We start from the raw sequence: 15,699 nt of genomic DNA on the forward strand, positions 1-15,699 counted from the left end.
ACTGGTGCCACTTCTGTAGTAGGAACATCCACGGGTAGCAATGTCGTCAGTGTCGGCAGCGCTGGTAATGAGCGGCGTTTAACCAATGTAGCAGCGGGCGGCGCGGATACGGATGCGGTCAATGTTAGTCAGTTAAGGGCGGTTGATAAACAAGTATCAACGAATACGGGCGACATTGGTAAAGGCATCAACTTCAACGTCAACAACAAACTTAAAAAGACCTTCGCTTTAGGCGAAGAGATTAAGTTTAATACTGACGCTAACCTAACCACCACCGCGCTTGGATCAAATGATGGCATTACCCTAGGACTTGCCAACACTATTAACGTAGGTGCACCAACGGATAACCCTATCACTATCAACGGTAGTGTAGGCACTGTCAGTGGTCTAACCAATCAAAGCTTTGATCCAAGTAACTTCATCTCAGGCCAAGCGGCGACAGAAGACCAGCTAAAATCAGTCAGTGATGTCGCCAATGCAGGTTGGGGTATCACGGTTGGACAAAACGGCGGCACCACCTTTAATGGTGGTACTACCAACATCGGGCCGGGAGATCGAGTAGCGATTGACTCAGGCAAAAACATCAACTTCCTTGTAGATAGCACAGAAGGTGTCCCCACCTTAACCGTCTCCACCAAAGACGAAGTTGAATTCACCCAAGTCACTATTGGCGATACCTCAGGAGACAACACCGTTCTCACCAGCGGCGCTAACGGTCTTGACGTCGGCGGCGACAAGCTCACAAGCGTAGGCGTTGGAGCTGTTGAAGCAGGCTCAACCGATGCCATTAATGGCAGCCAGCTGTTTGACACCAACCAAAACGTTGTCGGTAACACTACTGCATTAGGCGGCAGCTATGATGCGGACACCGACATTTATACCCCACCAAGCTATGTGTTAGATGATGGCACTAATAGTGGAACGAATGCTCCTGCTTTCAATAACGTAGGCTCGGCATTAGGCAACCTTGATGGTCGTACTATTAGCAACACTGCCAATATCGCCAAAGGCATCAACTTCAACGTCAACAACAAACTTAAAAAGACCTTCGCTTTAGGCGAAGAGATTAAGTTTAATACTGACGCTAACCTAACCACCACCGCGCTTGGATCAAATGATGGTATCACTCTTAAATTAGCTGACACCATTAATGTAGGGGGTACTAAGGCTAGTGCTGTCAAAATTAATGGTAACACTGGCACAGTGTCTAACCTCTCTAACACCACCTTTGATGCTGGCGCTACTTATACTGGCGGCGTCGCAGCAACCCAAGAACAGTTAAGTCAGCTTAGCGGCAGTGTCACTACCCTAGGTTTCGGTATCAAAGCTGCTGATGGCAAAACGGTACAAAAAAACCTAGGCGAAGCAGTAGAGGTGATCGGCTCTAACGCTAACATCACCACTCAAGAAAACGAAGGTAAGGTTGAAGTAGTACTGAGCGATACTCTCGATCTAGGGAGTAAAGGTAGCGTGACTACTGGCAATACTTTGCTTAATGATAGTGGTGTTACGCTCAAGGGTGGTAGCAATCAAGTCGTTAGACTGACCAATAACGGTCTAGATAACGGTAATAATAAGATTAGCAATGTTGCAGCTGGTGATATCGCCGCAGGTAGTACAGAGGTTGTCAATGGTAGTCAGCTGTATAATGCGGCCAATGCACTAACTAACGTTATGGGCGGCAGTACGGTCAATAACGGCGGCATCATCACTACCTCCAACATAGGAGATACTGGCAAAGACAATATCCACGATGCTATCAAGTCAGTGAATACCGCTGCTGTCCAAGCAAAAACTACAGTAGAGCAGGGTAAGAATATTACCGTGACTCAAGACAAAAACCAAGACGGCTCTACTAAGTACATTGTCGCCACAGCCGACAACCTCAATGTGACTAGCGTTAAAGCAGGTAACACTTCGCTTAGCACTAACGGTGTCACTGTTGATGATGGCAAAGGCAATAGCACCACGCTTACTACCGCAGGCAGTACGGTGACTAATGCCGAGGGTAGTACCTCTTATGGCGCTAATGGTCTAAGCGCCAGTGATAACAAGGGTAATAGCACGGTAATTAACCAAGACGGCTTGAGCTTTACAGGCAACGATGGGTCAACAGGGCCTAGCGTTACAGCGAGTGGTATCGATGCTGGCAGCACTCAGATCACCAACGTAGCAAGTGGCGGTATAGTCGGCACCAACGCGGCAAATATCAACGATGTACGAACCGCCGTCGCTAGTGCCAAACCAGTGTTTGTTAATGGCACTAATATAGCACCAGTAGTAAAAACCTTAAGTGCTGATGGCCAAGATACTTATGTCATTCATGCTGATGGAGCTAGTGCCTCAGCTGGCTCTACTGCTATGACGGTTACCGCAGGTCTCAAAGACGACAATAACATTACCAACTATGCGGTTGATCTTAGCGACATTACCAAAGCAAGCTTAGTCAGAGCCGATAGTGCTATGCAGTCCCTTGTCACTCAAATCGATGGTAAGAACGTCAAGACCGTCAATCAAAGTAGCAATACCGCCAACTTTGTGACTGGAGACAATATCGTGTTAAGTGATGATAATGGCAGTATTAAAGTCGCCACTTCTCAAAACCTAAAGGTCACTAGCGTCACGGCGAACACCCTCACCGCAGGCAACACGACAGTGAATAATAATGGCTTGTCCATTGTCAACGGGCCTAGTATTACTGCCGATCAGGGTATTAATGCTGGTGGTCAAACGGTCACTGGTGTTGCAGATGGTATAGCGCCTAAAGATGCGGTCAACGTCGGTCAGCTCAGAGCCGTTGAGAGTAACTTTGGCAGTGCGTTCAATGAGCTGGGCTATAGAATCGATGATGTCGAAAAAGAATCTAGAGCCGGTATTGCTGCGACTTTAGCACTAGAGTCAGCGCCTTACGTGCCGGGTAAGTTCACTTATGCGGTAGGAGCAGGCTTCCATAGAGGCGAAAACGCAGTCGGTGCTTCGCTACGTCATACTGCGGTTAGTGGTAGATGGAGCTTGACCGGTGGTGTCGCAGCAGACTCCGAGGGCGGTGCAAGTGTCCGCGTTGGTGTCAGTGGCGTTATTAACTAAGTGTTAATTGATTCATTAGCTAAGGAATCAACTCTAGCAGAAGAATAAAAGTAATAGAGGCGATCTACGAGATAGATCGCCTCTATCGTTTTGTAGAAAACCTGAGTAATAAGCTTCAACTACCTTATTAACTGCTTCATTATTAGATGCACGTTCAAACACCTTCGTTTCAGTGAAAGTCTCTTGTACTTTCCTCCATTGCTTCTTCCATATGGCTTTGCTTTAGGCTACAGCAATCTAAAATGCATTCTTTATCTAATCGACAAGATATTTATGAGTCGCTAGTCGAGCATTTTTCATGGTTTAGCCAACCACTATTTAGTTATTTTATCGAGCGATAGTTGATTAGAAGTAAAACGTATTTAGCCGTTTTGGATAATTAATTCGGCTACTAGAACGCCTCTCAAAGGTTATAAAAAGCCAATAATTATTGAGTTTTTCTCTAAGCGGTAGTCATCTAACGATGACTGGTTAGTTATAGGGATGCTAATAGTTGACTTAGTTACTATAATAGCAGGCACTAAAGCTACCATGTAAATTGCCTAATAGGTAAGGCAAGATAGTTTAGGAAAATTAACCAAAGTCTAGACTTATTATTAACGAACAATGAGCAGCTCACAATAGTAATTTTAGACAAAATACGGCGCAAAAAATCACTTTATTATAAATATAAAGCATATGTGCTTCATAAATCGTAAGTAATTAGGAAAATAAAATGTCAAATATCGATCAATCTTTAAAAGAATTAATGGAAGTAGACGGCGCTATGGGTACCTGTATTGTCGACTACATGTCAGGCATGGTACTAGGTATGGCTGGTGGCGGTGTTGATTTAGAGCTAGCAGCTGCAGGTAACTCGCAAGTGGTCAAAGCCAAAATGGCAACGATGAAATCCCTAGATATTCAAGGTGAGATTGACGATATCTTAATCACTCTAAGCTCGCAGATTCATATCATTCGTCCAGCGGCGCAGCACGAAGGTCTATTTTTGTACTTAGTGCTTGATAAAGCCAAATCAAACCTAGCTCTGGCTCGTCGTAAAGTACAAGGCATCGAAGCTAAGCTGGAAGTATAAATAAGCGATAGCCGATCCGATGTAAACAGGTTACAGCGCTACTAGGATGCTTTTTTAATATTGTTGTGCAGCCTCGCACCAGCAGTACGCCAGAAAAGTTTATCCTTGTAGCGTTTTTGATGGATGACCGTTATATCATGAATGGGCTATAGAACCACGCTTCTCGTTATTGAGTCATTGCTTGTTGCTTATACTTCAAAAAGTGATGACTCAATACTTACCCTTTAACTATCAGTAGCTAGCGACATAACTGACCGAGCTACTTTATATGCCTTATTTAAGTGAGGGCAACATGAAATGTATTGCGTATGTCAGTAGAACGACTGCTAACGAGCGCGGTATCACTCTACCTGCGGGTTTGTCAAACATCGTGCAGATGTCTCGCAAACGCAATCCGGCCGCGCAAATCACTGGTATTTTATCTTATCGCCACGGCCAATACGTGCAAGTGTTAGAAGGGCCTGCTATTGAGATAGATAATCTAATGGCAAAGGTAGCGGCTGACCCTCGGCATAGAGATCTGTGGGTGTTTGTCAGCGAACAAGTGACGAATCGTAGCTTTGATAGTTGGAGAGTCAGTGTCTTTGATTTTATCGATCAAGGCCCTATTTTTAAGACATTTATCGAACATCATCAACAGACGCTGAGTACTTTTACAGATGAGCAAAAAAGACGTCTGCAAGATTTTATCACTTTAGATAAAACCAATACTGTAGCGACTCACCATTACGACGGCAAGCACCTCAGACTACTGGCATGGCCGGATCTCAATCGTACCGATCAGCCTCAGCTTATCATGAGTTTGTGCGTCAAATTGACCAAAAGCCCTTATCCCTTCGACAGCTTAGTCACAAGTGGGGAGTTTGGGACTTATCAGCAGATCACTGACATTATCAAAGATTTTGAGTCAACGGGAATACTAACGGTGAGCGAGCCTGCGATTAATACTGCGCCGAAGCCTGCAAAGCGGCAAGAGACACCAACCAAAAAACCGAGCAGGTTTTATGGTGCGATTAAAAGATTTTTAGGAATGGGATAAAAAGTGGACTATCAGAAACTAGCGATAATTGGGGAAGTAGGTGCTGGCAAAACTCGGTTGGTCAAGACTTTAAGCGAGATAAGTCCTCTTGAAACCGAAGCAAAGTCCAGTATTGATATAGGTAAAGAATATACGACCGTCGGTATCGACTATGGACGTATCACCTTAGCCGATGATATGGCATTAGGTATTTATGGCGTACCAGGGCAAGAGCGTTATTCTTTTTTATGGGAATTTGTCAATCGCTCTTTATGGGGTCTGCTTATTTTGATTAAGTACGGCGACATCCCTGATTATAATAATTTGGACAAGCTGCTTACTTTTTTTGCTCCAGAGAAAAACCAGACCACTTGTATTGTAGGGGTCACCCACTGTGAGGACGCTGACGCTATAAGCTTAGCGGCACTAGGACAAGAGGTTAGAGCCGTACTCATGCATCATAATGTAGTCGCGCCAATCATCAATACCGACCCTAGAAGCCGAGAGTCAGCTATTGGTCTGTTGCAACTTTTTAATACTCTCAATAATGAACAGTAATGTTAGATACGATTATGGCAAATGAAAACTCCCAAGCAAAAGTGGCACTCTCACGTTGTATCAAAGATCTTTGTGAGACGAATAGAGAGATTGCGCTCGTGACTTTGTGTACCACTGATGGCTTTCCTATTAGTTGTTTTTCTGTCAACGAGCTGAGCAATCAAGCAGATAAGTTTGCAGCGATGAGTAGTACGCTTTCGGCGCTCAGCGATTCATCTGCTAGTCAGATGCAGCAAGGTCAGTGTGAGATTACCATTGTAGAGGCCACATCGGGCAACATGCTCTTTGTCAAAACGGACTATCTGAGTCAGCCGTGCGTGCTGACTGTGGTTGCTCAAAGCAAGATGACGTTAGCTGAAGCAAGATATAAGACCAAAAGGCTCGCTAGTGAGATATCGACTATAAGTGAATAAGGTTATTTGAGAGATATCTTCAAATAATACGGCCAATAAAAAGCGCTGACTGGATATGATAATCAGTCAGCGCTTTTTATTGGCTGGCATAAGTTAAGTGCTGTAAGTTAGGTGCTATACTTGGTAAATAGAAATATTATAAGAATCATAACAAACCCTAATCTAAAGGGTAAATATAAGGGCGTCACATTCTGGTATTAGGCGGCTTATATAAGGTGTATTATAAATCAAGGTATAAAATCAATATCGAAATAGAGGAAGAGCCATTATGGAAAGATTTCAAGATATTAGTATGTTGTTAGGTCGGGTGTTCTTATCGCTAATTTTTATCGTGTCGGGATTTAATAAGATCACTGACTATGCTGGAACCCAAGGTTACATGGAGTCTATGGGAGTACCAGCCTTGATGCTACCGTTGGTCATTATACTTGAGCTGCTCGGCGGCATTGCTATTCTTATTGGCTTTAAGACTCGAATTGTCGCTATCTTATTTATAGGGTTCAATGTGATATCCGCGCTCTTATTTCACAGCGATTTTGGCGATCAGACACAGATGACGATGTTTATGAAAAATATCGCTATTGCTGGTGGTTTTTTATTATTATTTGCGCACGGAGCAGGCTCTTACTCGGTCGATAATCATAAATACTACTAGTATAGATAGCTAGTTATAGACAGCAAATAGCATAGACCGAAAAACAGGTAAGTGCTAGCAGCGGTGTCTTTATAAAAATTATCTATTGTTCTTATTATAAGAATAGTTATTTGTTGTTAGTGCTGTTTATCTGCCTATGGTTAACAATTATAATAGACCCATAGCTTAAACAAGCCACACAAATATAAGGATAATTTATGAAAACCATCTATCATGCAGCAGACTCTCGTGGTAATGCGGATCACGGCTGGCTCAAAAGCCGTCACACCTTTAGCTTCGCTAACTATCACAATCCTGAGCGTATGGGCTTTGGTGCTCTTCGCGTCATCAACGACGACCAAGTGATCGCCGGTCAAGGCTTTGGTAAGCACTCGCATCGCGATATGGAAATTATTAGTATCCCGCTAGCGGGTAAGCTTGGACATGGTGATGATATCGGTAATAACGGTATCATCGAGACTGGAGAGATCCAAGTGATGTCAGCGGGTACCGGTATCACGCACAGTGAAATGAATGCTGATAATAATGAGCCTGTGAAGTTTTTACAAATTTGGGTCATGCCGAACAAGGGCGGCGTTGAGCCACGCTATCAGCAGCTACGTATAGACGAAGAGCCAAAGCACAACGAATTTAATCAAGTGCTGTCACCTAATGCAGATGATGCTGGCGTGTGGATTCATCAAAACGCTTGGTTTCATATGGGTCGCTTCGATAAAGGCGTCACCGAAACTTATGAGCTAAAAGATACCAATAACGGGGTCTATGTGTTAGTACTAGAAGGTCAAGTGACCATTAACGGTAACACATTAGATACTCGTGATGGGCTCGGTATTTGGGATACTAAGAGCTTTACGATGGATGCCAATGAAGACGCTCGCGTACTGCTTATGGAAGTGCCCATGTAATAGTGCCCCGTGTAGTAATGCTCCATGTTGTGGTGCCTCGTGGGGCAGCGTACTTATGCGGCAGCTTAGATTATAACTTCACAACTGATGTCATTAAAATAGCTATATGCTATATCACGTCTATAGCTATTTTATCTTAATAATCGACAACGAATAATAAGAGGTGGATGATGAGTATTCAAACCCTAGAACCAAGACTAGCAGACGTTGGCGGTATTCCTATCGCCCGTTTATTACCTAATACGGGCAAAAAACCTATCGGTGCTTGGTGCTTTTTGGACCATGCTGGCCCCGCCGAATTCGGTCCTGATGAGAGCGGCATGCAAGTCGGTCGTCATCCCCATACTAATCTGCAAACCTTCAGCTGGATGCTCAATGGTGAGGTGCTGCACAAAGACAGCTTAGGTAATGAGCAAGTCATCACCAAAAACCAAGTCAACGTCATGACCGCAGGCACAGGTCTGAATCAAGGTATTAGCCATACCGAACAAAGCGTATTTCCCGATACGGGCGGCTCACCGGATGCAGCGCGCGCGTTGAGCATGGTACAGCTATGGATCGCTCTGCCTACCGATCAAAAAATCGAGCGCGGTTTTCATCATTATCCTGAGCTGCCAACTTGGACAGAGGGTAATGTCGAGATGATCCTGACGACTGGTAGCTATACTACAGCGGCAGGCGATCGTCATCAGGCGCCTACTATTCAGTACTCAAAAATGGTCGGTATTGATGTCTATTGGCTTGAGGACGGTGAAGTGACGCTAACGTTAGAGCCGGGTTTTGAGTACGGCATCTTAGTCTCAGAAGGTGAGATTGAGTCTGAAGGTAACGTTTGTAAGCAAGATCAATTATTTCGCTTCCACGATAGCGATGTCGCGAATAACAGCAGCATCAAATTAGTCGCCAAAAAAGGCACTCGCGTGATGTTTATCGGTGGTGAGCCGCTCAATAATCAAGTGCTGCTCTGGTGGAACTTTGTCGCGGACAATAAAGAAGAGATTGAGCAATCTATTATTGACTGGAACAACGGCCATGAGCGCTTTGGTAACGTTGACTCAGATATGAAACGTCTGCCTGCCCCTGAATTACCAGAAGGTTTTAAGGGCTAAAGAAAAGCTAGAAAATACAATTTGTTAAATTAACTTCTAAATTGTAAGGTATTGGTTAGTTCAATTACAAAAAGAGAATATGGCTTGAGTCCAAACTTCTTTACAATACCTTCATTAAATTAAGTTCCATATTTTATTTTTAATCAAATTCTTATTGGAGAAAATATATGTCAGATTTACAAACGCTAAAAAAACTAGTTGAAAAACGCCGTTCTATCTATGCTTTAGGTAGCGAGTTACCCGTCTCCAACGATGAGATCGTCAAACTCGTTGAACATGCAGTACTACATGTGCCCTCTGCATTTAATTCTCAATCAACACGCGTCGTGGTGTTATTTGGTGATGATCACAAAAAGCTGTGGGATATCACTGAAGACAAGCTACGTACTATCGTCAATGATGATGAGCAATTTGCTTCGACAAAGCAAAAGCTAGATGGTTTTAGAGCAGGTGCAGGCACAGTGATGTTCTTTGAAGATCATAGTGTCGTCCGTGATATGCAAGCGGCAGCTCCTTTATACGCTGATAAGTTCCCTATTTGGGCTCATCAAACTAGTGCAATGCACCAGTATGAAATCTGGACGGCGCTAGCTAGCCTAGATATTGGTGCCAACTTACAACATTACAATCCCGTTATCGATAAGGAAGTGGGTAGCACTTGGAACCTAAATGATGACTGGGAGTTGAACGCGCAGCTTGTGTTCGGTAGCATTGAGCAGCCAGCAGGCGACAAAGAGTTTAAGCCCTTAGATGAGCGTATGAAAGTCTTTGGTGCGTAATTTTAGAATGGTTTAATAGTTAAAAATTACCAATATCTAAACCCTGCTACTGTTGCTTACAGTAGCGGGGTTTTTATGTAGGGCTATTTTATTTGTCACAATAAATTCTTGTAGATAAGTTAGCTTAATAACGGCTTCTCTAAATCTTGATATAAACCTCTACTATTTCATCTGTATTATAACTTAACCATTAACCTGAATTTTTTTCATCTTATATTAAAATAGTATCGTTTTTATTCATGTTGTACTTTAGGTATGATTCATCCCATACACAAATTAGCTTTTATCTGATGCTTTGGCAGACTGCCCATCAGAGTAGCAAAGGGGACAATCATGACTCAGCCATTTACCTATTCTATATCCAGCATTCGCTTCGATGAAGACTATCAGCCAGCAGATAGCACGCGGCTGACGACGAACTTTGCCAATTTAGCACGCGGTGAGAATCGTCAAGAGAATCTGCGCAAGACCTTAACTATGATAAACAATCGCTTTAATGATCTAGCGCATTGGGATAACCCAACCGCCGATCGTTACTCGGTAGAGGTCGATATCATCTCCGCTGATTTGGATGTTGAGGGCAATGGCGACACTTTCCCCGTTATTGAAACCTTAAAAACCACTATTGTCGATCATAAGACTAATGAGCGTATCGATGGGATGATCGGTAATAGCTTTTCCTCTTATGTGCGCGATTATGATTTTAGTATTGTGTTACCAGAGCATTTTGATAGCCACCCAACATTGCCGCCGCCAGCAGAGTTTGGCGTGCTGCATGGCAAGCTATTTCAGCATTTACTGCGCTCAGAGGTGTACCTCGAGCAGTTTGATAAGCAGCCGGTGATTTGCTTGAGTGTGTCGAGCACCAAGACCTATCAGCGCACAGGCAATCAGCATCCGGTATTAGGTGTGGAATACAAGCAGGACGAGTATTCGCTCACCGATGACTATTTTCATAAGATGGGTCTGACCGTGCGCTACTTTATGCCAGCGGGCAGCGTTGCGCCATTGGCGTTTTATTTCGCCGGCGATTTGCTCAGCGACTACAGTGATCTTGAGCTGATTAGCGCCATTAGCACGATGGAGACCTTTCAGAAGATCTATCGCCCGGAGATTTATAATGCCAACTCGACAGCAGCTCAGGTATATCAGCCAAGCTTAAAGTACCAAGATTACTCGCTAACGCAGATTGTCTATGATCGCGAGGAGCGCAGTCAAATGGCGGTGAAGCAAGGCAAGTTTACCCAAGATGACTTTATCAAACCGTATCAAACTATCCTTGATGAGTGGGCAGCAAGCTTTGTGCTAGACAATGATAGCGTGAAAAAACGCGCGGCTTAATGATTTAAATAACAAAAAATAGAGACAGTGAATATTATGACATTATTATTACCCACCTCAACCGCAGGCAGCTTGCCAAAACCCTCTTGGCTGGCCGAACCTGAGAAGATTTGGTCGCCTTGGGCGCTAGAAGGCGAGCAATTAGTCGAGGCCAAACAGGATGCACTACGTCTGACGTTGCAGGAGCAAAGACACGCTGGCATCGATATCGTTAGTGATGGCGAGCAGACCCGTCAGCATTTTGTCACCACCTTTATTGAGCATCTCGATGGCGTGGATTTTGAGAATCGTAAAACCGTCAAAATTCGTGACCGCTATGAAGCCAGTGTGCCGACAGTGGTGGATGCGGTGAGCCGGCCCAAAGCCGTTTTCGTTGATGACGCCAAGTTTTTGCGGGCACAAACTGATAAGCCAATCAAATGGGCGCTACCTGGTCCCATGACCATGATCGATACGCTGTATGATAGCCATTATAAAAGCCGTGAAAAGCTCGCATGGGAGTTTGCCAAAATCCTTAACGCCGAGGCGCGCGAATTAGAAGCGGCGGGCGTGGATATTATCCAGTTCGATGAGCCGGCGTTTAACGTGTTCTTTGATGATGTTAATGACTGGGGTATCGCCACATTAGAGCGCGCTATCGAAGGCTTAAAGTGCGAGACGGCGGTGCATATCTGCTACGGCTATGGTATCAAAGCCAATAATGACTGGAAGAAGACACTGGGTTCAGAGTGGCGTCAATACGAGCAAGCCTTTCCAAAGCTGCAACACTCTAATATCGATATCGTCTCGCTTGAGTGTCAAAACTCGCACGTGCCGATGGAGCTGATTGAGCTTATTCGTGGTAAAAAAGTGATGGTCGGTGCTATCGATGTTGCCACCAACGAGATTGAAACTCCGGAACAAGTCGCGGATACCTTACGTAAAGCGCTACAATTCGTCGATGCTGATAAGCTCTATCCGTCGACCAACTGCGGCATGGCGCCATTGTCTCGTGAGGTGGCGCGCGGCAAGCTAGCAGCGCTGAGCGCAGGCGCGGCAATCGTGCGGCAAGAGCTGAGCGTTTAGCAAAACTTAACAATTACGAGCTTGTTTAAGCGTGCGCGTGGCCTCAGTTATAAGCATACTAATACAAATATGCTTATCAACTTAAAATTTGGAATTGCAGCAATGATGAAAGATAGGATTGAAGCCACTGATTTTAGAGATGCCATGGCGTTATTACCCACGGCGGTCAATGTGATTACCACAAACGGCCCATCTGGAACTCATGGGTTTACCGCTTCTGCGGTATGTAGCGTCACCGATACCCCGCCGACACTGCTGGTCTGCATGAATCAGGCGGCGCGCTCACACGGGCATTTTGTAGATAATAAAGTCTTGAGCGTCAATGTACTCAGCGCCCAGCATGAACACATATCCAACGCCTTTGCTTCTAAATTGTGTTCAGATCAGCGATTCGAGCAGGGGTCTTGGACTAAGCTTGCGACAGGCGCGCCTATTTTAGAAGATGCGCTGGTCAGCTTTGATTGTGAGATTGAGCACATTCAAGAAGTAGGGACGCATAGTGTGCTTATATGCCGATTGGTCGCCATTAAACCTCCAGAATCGCAAAGTGGGCAAGATGAGAGTTTGGTATATTTTAACCGCGCTTATCATTACGTCGGTCAAGTAGAACCCGTCTAAAGTATGAAGGTCTTCCAAACTCTTTTTGTCTCTTAGCTTATAGCTGCGCACGAAATATTTTTGAAATAGCATTTGCGTATACGATGACTCTGACTGGCCCCTAATAATTACTCCATTAATCACCATTCAACTAAGAAGATGCTATCCCGTGGAACTACTCATTTTTTTAATTATAGGCGCGCTAGCAGGATTCGCAGCCGGACTGTTTGGCGTGGGCGGTGGCACCATTATCGTACCGCTGTTATTTATCGTCTTTACCCAAATGGGCTATAGCCCTGACAACATCATGCATCTCGCGCTAGGTACATCGCTGGCGACTATCATCGTCACCTCGATCAGCTCCTTAATGGCACACAATAAAAAGGGCGGCGTCATGTGGCCGGTCTTTAAAAACCTAGCACCCGGTTTAGCCTTGGGTTGTTTTTTTGGCGCTGGGATAGCAGGGCAGATATCTGGGCTATATCTTCAGCTTATCGTTGGGGTGTTTTTGCTGTGGGTCGCCTATAAGATGTTTTTCGGTGTCAAAAAGAAAGTCGCTAGTCAGACTGATAATATTGATGGACTTGAATATGCTCAGACTGAGTTACCGTCAAAACCTAAGCAACTCGCGGCAGGCGGCGTTATCGGTATCGCGTCTGCCATCTTTGGTATTGGTGGTGGCAGCTTAACCGTGCCTTATCTCACTCGCTATAATGTCGTCATGCAAAAAGCGGTGGGCACCTCAGCAGCGTGTGGCCTGCCGATTGCCATAGCTGGCGCGTTAGGGTTTATGTTCTTTGGGATGCAGCAGCAAGTTGATGTGCCTAATACTGTTGGCTTTGTGCATATTTATGCGTTCTTGGGTATTGCGAGCATGAGCTTTTTTACCGCTAAGCTTGGCGCAAAGGTGGCGCATATCTTATCGCCAGAGATTTTAAAAAAGTGTTTTTCGGTATTATTATTTGTAGTGGGGATTTATTTTCTTTATAAGGGTTTGGTTTAGGGGTAGCTTAGGCGTCATTGATGAAGCTCATTGCCTTAAGGTCTCGTAAAACGGGTTCCAGTAAGCGTTCTATTTTGAATGGTCTATTGATTGATTAATGCCCTTAATTAGGTGGTTCTGTTGAGTTATAGCCTATGTATTGCGCGGTGCAAACATAATAATAGCCATGCCTAAAAGTGCCACTGATGTACCTAATAGGTCCCATGTCGTTGGTCGAATATCATCGACAGCCCATAACCATAGAATTGCCATCGTTACATATACGCCACCGTAGGCGGCATAAACTCTGCCAACGGCGGTTGGATGTAAAGTCAGCAGCCAAACGAAGGCGGCCAAACTAAGCGCGCTTGGGACAAGCAGCCATATTGACTTACCCTCTCTCAGCCATAAGTATGGCAAATAGCAACCTACAATCTCTGCTAATGCAGTAATGACAAAAAGCCCAACGGTTTTTAATTCAGACAAAAAACTTACCCCTTTAGTCATTCATAATGTAGCGCTAGAGTTTATCATCTCAATGTAAAAAACATCCTCAAAAAATACACTGCTATGTACACTGAGCTGCTATAAATAATATAGGCTATTGTTATCAGTAGCCTGTATCCTAATTTTCAATTCCTTACTAGGGACTTGAATCCTCAGCACTCTCAACCCAAGAAAACTCCTCCAAAACGTTCATCCATTGCTCATCCAATCCTGCTTTTAAGAGTAACGGCTCACCCGTAACAGGATGGCTAAGCGCTAACGTCTGCGCATGCAGTAGCATACGCGCGCAACCATATTGACTCCGAAAAAATCGATTATGCCGTCCGTCGCCGTGGCTGGTATCACCTACGATATGATGAAAGATATGTCTCATATGCCGACGCAGCTGATGCTTACGTCCCGTCTCTGGGATTAAGCGCACGAGACTATAGCGCGTTGTATCATGCTTTTTTGACACCGCAAAGGGCAGCTCAATCTGAGCCAAAGATTGCCAATGGGTGACGGCCTCTTGCGTGGGTTTGTCCAAGTTGGCAAACTTATCGGCGATGGCGTCAGGCTTAAAGCTCAGTGCATAATCGACCGTACCACTTTCTGGTAGATAGCCGCGCACTACGGCTAAATATTGCTTGGTAACTTGATGTGCAGTAAAGGCTTCGCTAAGACTACGCGCCACCTCAGAGCTTTTGGCAAATAATAAGACGCCTGATGTTGGCTTATCTAATCTATGTACGGGAAACACGTGGCACCCTACCGCATCACGAGTGAGCTGCATAGCAAAGCGTGTCTCGCCTTTATCCAGCCAACTGCGATGCACGAGTAGACCCGCTTCTTTATTTATCGCTACTAGAAACTCATCTTCATAGATGATCTTTATTTGGTCGGTGGTGTCATTTTCTATATTCATGCTTTCAGTGCTTTTAATCTTAGCAGAGGTCGCCATAATAGTTTGCCTACTTCATATCAAATACTAAACAAGTGGTTGTGGCATGAGCATAGAGTTTGCCATCAGGCCCTACGATGCGACCTTCAGCAGTCGCTGTCTGCCGACCGACATGGATAGTATTGGCTTCGGCACGTACTAATGGGATATTTTTAGTTAAGGCACGAATCATATTTACCTTGATCTCAAGTGTGGTATAGCCTTTGCCAGCAGGTAGGGTTGAGTGAATAGCGCAGGCAACAGCAGAGTCAAGAATAGTACAAAACCAACCGCCATGTACGCTGCCTAATGGATTGTAATGTTGTTGACCGGGTCGACCTTGAAAAATGGCACTACCATCTGCTATATGGATGGGAATAAAATCAAGCGTCTCTCCTATTGGTGGTGAAGGGAAGTGACCAGCAAACATACCATCAAAAAATGCTTTACCATTGATACTGACCATTTTATTAGGTGTTATTACTCCTGCAGAACCTAACGTAGCCCGTACTTGCAACTCGTCAGCTTCCCAAGTGGCTGTCACATCGGTAGCGTCTATTTTTACATCATCCATTTTACTATCCTTTTTTATCATGTTTATATTTAAATGAGTGGTTATTATGATCTTAAAAACTTGCTCATATACTATATATTAAAAAGCCTCGCTACTATTAAGACAGTAGCGAGGC

At 44.5% G+C, this 15,699-nt stretch carries 16 protein-coding genes; 13 read left to right on the forward strand and 3 right to left on the reverse strand.

The genetic code is table 11. The annotated features are described in order from the left end of the window. The 13 genes from ACTXGJ_RS09545 to ACTXGJ_RS09605 all read left to right on the forward strand — a co-directional run. Positions 1-3,087: YadA-like family protein (locus ACTXGJ_RS09545; RefSeq protein ID WP_443565783.1), on the forward strand; the 3,087-nt coding region annotated here is incomplete at its 5' end. A gap of 715 nt (positions 3,088-3,802) precedes the next feature. After that, entirely contained in the window at positions 3,803-4,162 is a 360-nt protein-coding gene (locus ACTXGJ_RS09550) for a roadblock/LC7 domain-containing protein (protein ID WP_439240645.1), read from the forward strand. A 268-nt stretch (positions 4,163-4,430) separates the two neighbouring features. After that, positions 4,431-5,201 (forward strand): BLUF domain-containing protein, encoded by a 771-nt coding sequence (locus tag ACTXGJ_RS09555; protein WP_443565785.1) that lies wholly within the window; start codon positions 4,431-4,433, stop codon positions 5,199-5,201. 3 nt (positions 5,202-5,204) lie between these two features. Continuing rightward, on the forward strand, positions 5,205-5,738 hold the full coding sequence (locus ACTXGJ_RS09560) for a GTP-binding protein (protein ID WP_439240641.1): 534 nt from the start codon (positions 5,205-5,207) through the stop codon (positions 5,736-5,738). A 14-nt stretch (positions 5,739-5,752) separates the two neighbouring features. Then, positions 5,753-6,151 carry a roadblock/LC7 domain-containing protein gene (locus ACTXGJ_RS09565; protein ID WP_443565786.1) on the forward strand — a complete coding sequence of 133 codons (399 nt, stop codon included), beginning with the start codon at positions 5,753-5,755 and terminating at the stop codon, positions 6,149-6,151. 268 nt (positions 6,152-6,419) lie between these two features. Then, entirely contained in the window at positions 6,420-6,806 is a 387-nt protein-coding gene (locus ACTXGJ_RS09570) for a DoxX family protein (RefSeq protein WP_439240637.1), read from the forward strand. Between the two features lie 197 nt (positions 6,807-7,003). Next, positions 7,004-7,711, forward strand: coding sequence for a pirin family protein (locus ACTXGJ_RS09575; protein ID WP_439240635.1), 708 nt, complete (start codon positions 7,004-7,006; stop codon positions 7,709-7,711). A gap of 170 nt (positions 7,712-7,881) precedes the next feature. Continuing rightward, positions 7,882-8,820: a pirin family protein gene (locus tag ACTXGJ_RS09580; RefSeq protein ID WP_439240633.1), complete on the forward strand. Its 939-nt coding sequence runs from the start codon at positions 7,882-7,884 to the stop codon at positions 8,818-8,820. 167 nt (positions 8,821-8,987) lie between these two features. Then, positions 8,988-9,599 carry a nitroreductase family protein gene (locus ACTXGJ_RS09585; RefSeq protein ID WP_439240631.1) on the forward strand — a complete coding sequence of 204 codons (612 nt, stop codon included), beginning with the start codon at positions 8,988-8,990 and terminating at the stop codon, positions 9,597-9,599. A gap of 333 nt (positions 9,600-9,932) precedes the next feature. Then, entirely contained in the window at positions 9,933-10,940 is a 1,008-nt protein-coding gene (locus ACTXGJ_RS09590; RefSeq protein WP_443565788.1) for a DUF1852 domain-containing protein, read from the forward strand. 36 nt (positions 10,941-10,976) lie between these two features. Further along, positions 10,977-12,005: a methionine synthase gene (locus tag ACTXGJ_RS09595; RefSeq protein ID WP_443565789.1), complete on the forward strand. Its 1,029-nt coding sequence runs from the start codon at positions 10,977-10,979 to the stop codon at positions 12,003-12,005. A gap of 105 nt (positions 12,006-12,110) precedes the next feature. Continuing rightward, the gene (locus ACTXGJ_RS09600; RefSeq protein ID WP_443565836.1) at positions 12,111-12,623 is read left to right on the forward strand and encodes a flavin reductase; all 513 of its coding nucleotides are present in this window, start codon (positions 12,111-12,113) and stop codon (positions 12,621-12,623) included. 148 nt (positions 12,624-12,771) lie between these two features. Beyond that, a complete protein-coding gene (locus ACTXGJ_RS09605; RefSeq protein WP_443565790.1) occupies positions 12,772-13,605 on the forward strand; it encodes a sulfite exporter TauE/SafE family protein in 834 nt (277 codons plus the stop codon). Positions 13,606-13,737: 132 nt separating this feature from the next. Here the strand turns inward: ACTXGJ_RS09605 and ACTXGJ_RS09610 are convergent, their stop codons facing one another. The 3 genes from ACTXGJ_RS09610 to ACTXGJ_RS09620 all read right to left on the reverse strand — a co-directional run bounded on the left by ACTXGJ_RS09610 (position 13,738) and on the right by ACTXGJ_RS09620 (position 15,584). Then, complete coding sequence (locus tag ACTXGJ_RS09610; RefSeq protein ID WP_439240623.1) at positions 13,738-14,070, reverse strand: YnfA family protein; 333 nt, start codon at positions 14,068-14,070, stop codon at positions 13,738-13,740. Positions 14,071-14,227: 157 nt separating this feature from the next. After that, entirely contained in the window at positions 14,228-14,995 is a 768-nt protein-coding gene (truC, locus tag ACTXGJ_RS09615) for a tRNA pseudouridine(65) synthase TruC (protein ID WP_443565838.1), read from the reverse strand. A gap of 46 nt (positions 14,996-15,041) precedes the next feature. Beyond that, positions 15,042-15,584: a PaaI family thioesterase gene (locus tag ACTXGJ_RS09620; RefSeq protein WP_439240620.1), complete on the reverse strand. Its 543-nt coding sequence runs from the start codon at positions 15,582-15,584 to the stop codon at positions 15,042-15,044. Positions 15,585-15,699 lie beyond the last annotated feature (115 nt).

It is taken from the genome of Psychrobacter sp. 1Y11, from assembly GCF_052259045.1.
In the GTDB taxonomy this organism is placed as follows: Bacteria; Pseudomonadota; Gammaproteobacteria; order Pseudomonadales; family Moraxellaceae; genus Psychrobacter.

Bases quoted from the DNA above. Each gene is read 5' to 3' on its own strand.
- ACTXGJ_RS09590 (WP_443565788.1), top strand. From the start codon at position 9,933: ATGACTCAGCCATTTACCTATTCTATATCCAGCATTCGCTTCGATGAA.
- ACTXGJ_RS09550 (WP_439240645.1), top strand. From the start codon at position 3,803: ATGTCAAATATCGATCAATCTTTAAAAGAATTAATGGAAGTAGACGGC.
- ACTXGJ_RS09555 (WP_443565785.1), top strand. From the start codon at position 4,431: ATGCCTTATTTAAGTGAGGGCAACATGAAATGTATTGCGTATGTCAGT.
- ACTXGJ_RS09580 (WP_439240633.1), top strand. From the start codon at position 7,882: ATGAGTATTCAAACCCTAGAACCAAGACTAGCAGACGTTGGCGGTATT.
- ACTXGJ_RS09595 (WP_443565789.1), top strand. From the start codon at position 10,977: ATGACATTATTATTACCCACCTCAACCGCAGGCAGCTTGCCAAAACCC.
- ACTXGJ_RS09570 (WP_439240637.1), top strand. From the start codon at position 6,420: ATGGAAAGATTTCAAGATATTAGTATGTTGTTAGGTCGGGTGTTCTTA.
- ACTXGJ_RS09585 (WP_439240631.1), top strand. From the start codon at position 8,988: ATGTCAGATTTACAAACGCTAAAAAAACTAGTTGAAAAACGCCGTTCT.
- ACTXGJ_RS09575 (WP_439240635.1), top strand. From the start codon at position 7,004: ATGAAAACCATCTATCATGCAGCAGACTCTCGTGGTAATGCGGATCAC.
- ACTXGJ_RS09620 (WP_439240620.1), bottom strand. From the start codon at position 15,584: ATGGATGATGTAAAAATAGACGCTACCGATGTGACAGCCACTTGGGAA.
- truC (WP_443565838.1), bottom strand. From the start codon at position 14,995: ATGAATATAGAAAATGACACCACCGACCAAATAAAGATCATCTATGAA.
- ACTXGJ_RS09565 (WP_443565786.1), top strand. From the start codon at position 5,753: ATGGCAAATGAAAACTCCCAAGCAAAAGTGGCACTCTCACGTTGTATC.
- ACTXGJ_RS09600 (WP_443565836.1), top strand. From the start codon at position 12,111: ATGAAAGATAGGATTGAAGCCACTGATTTTAGAGATGCCATGGCGTTA.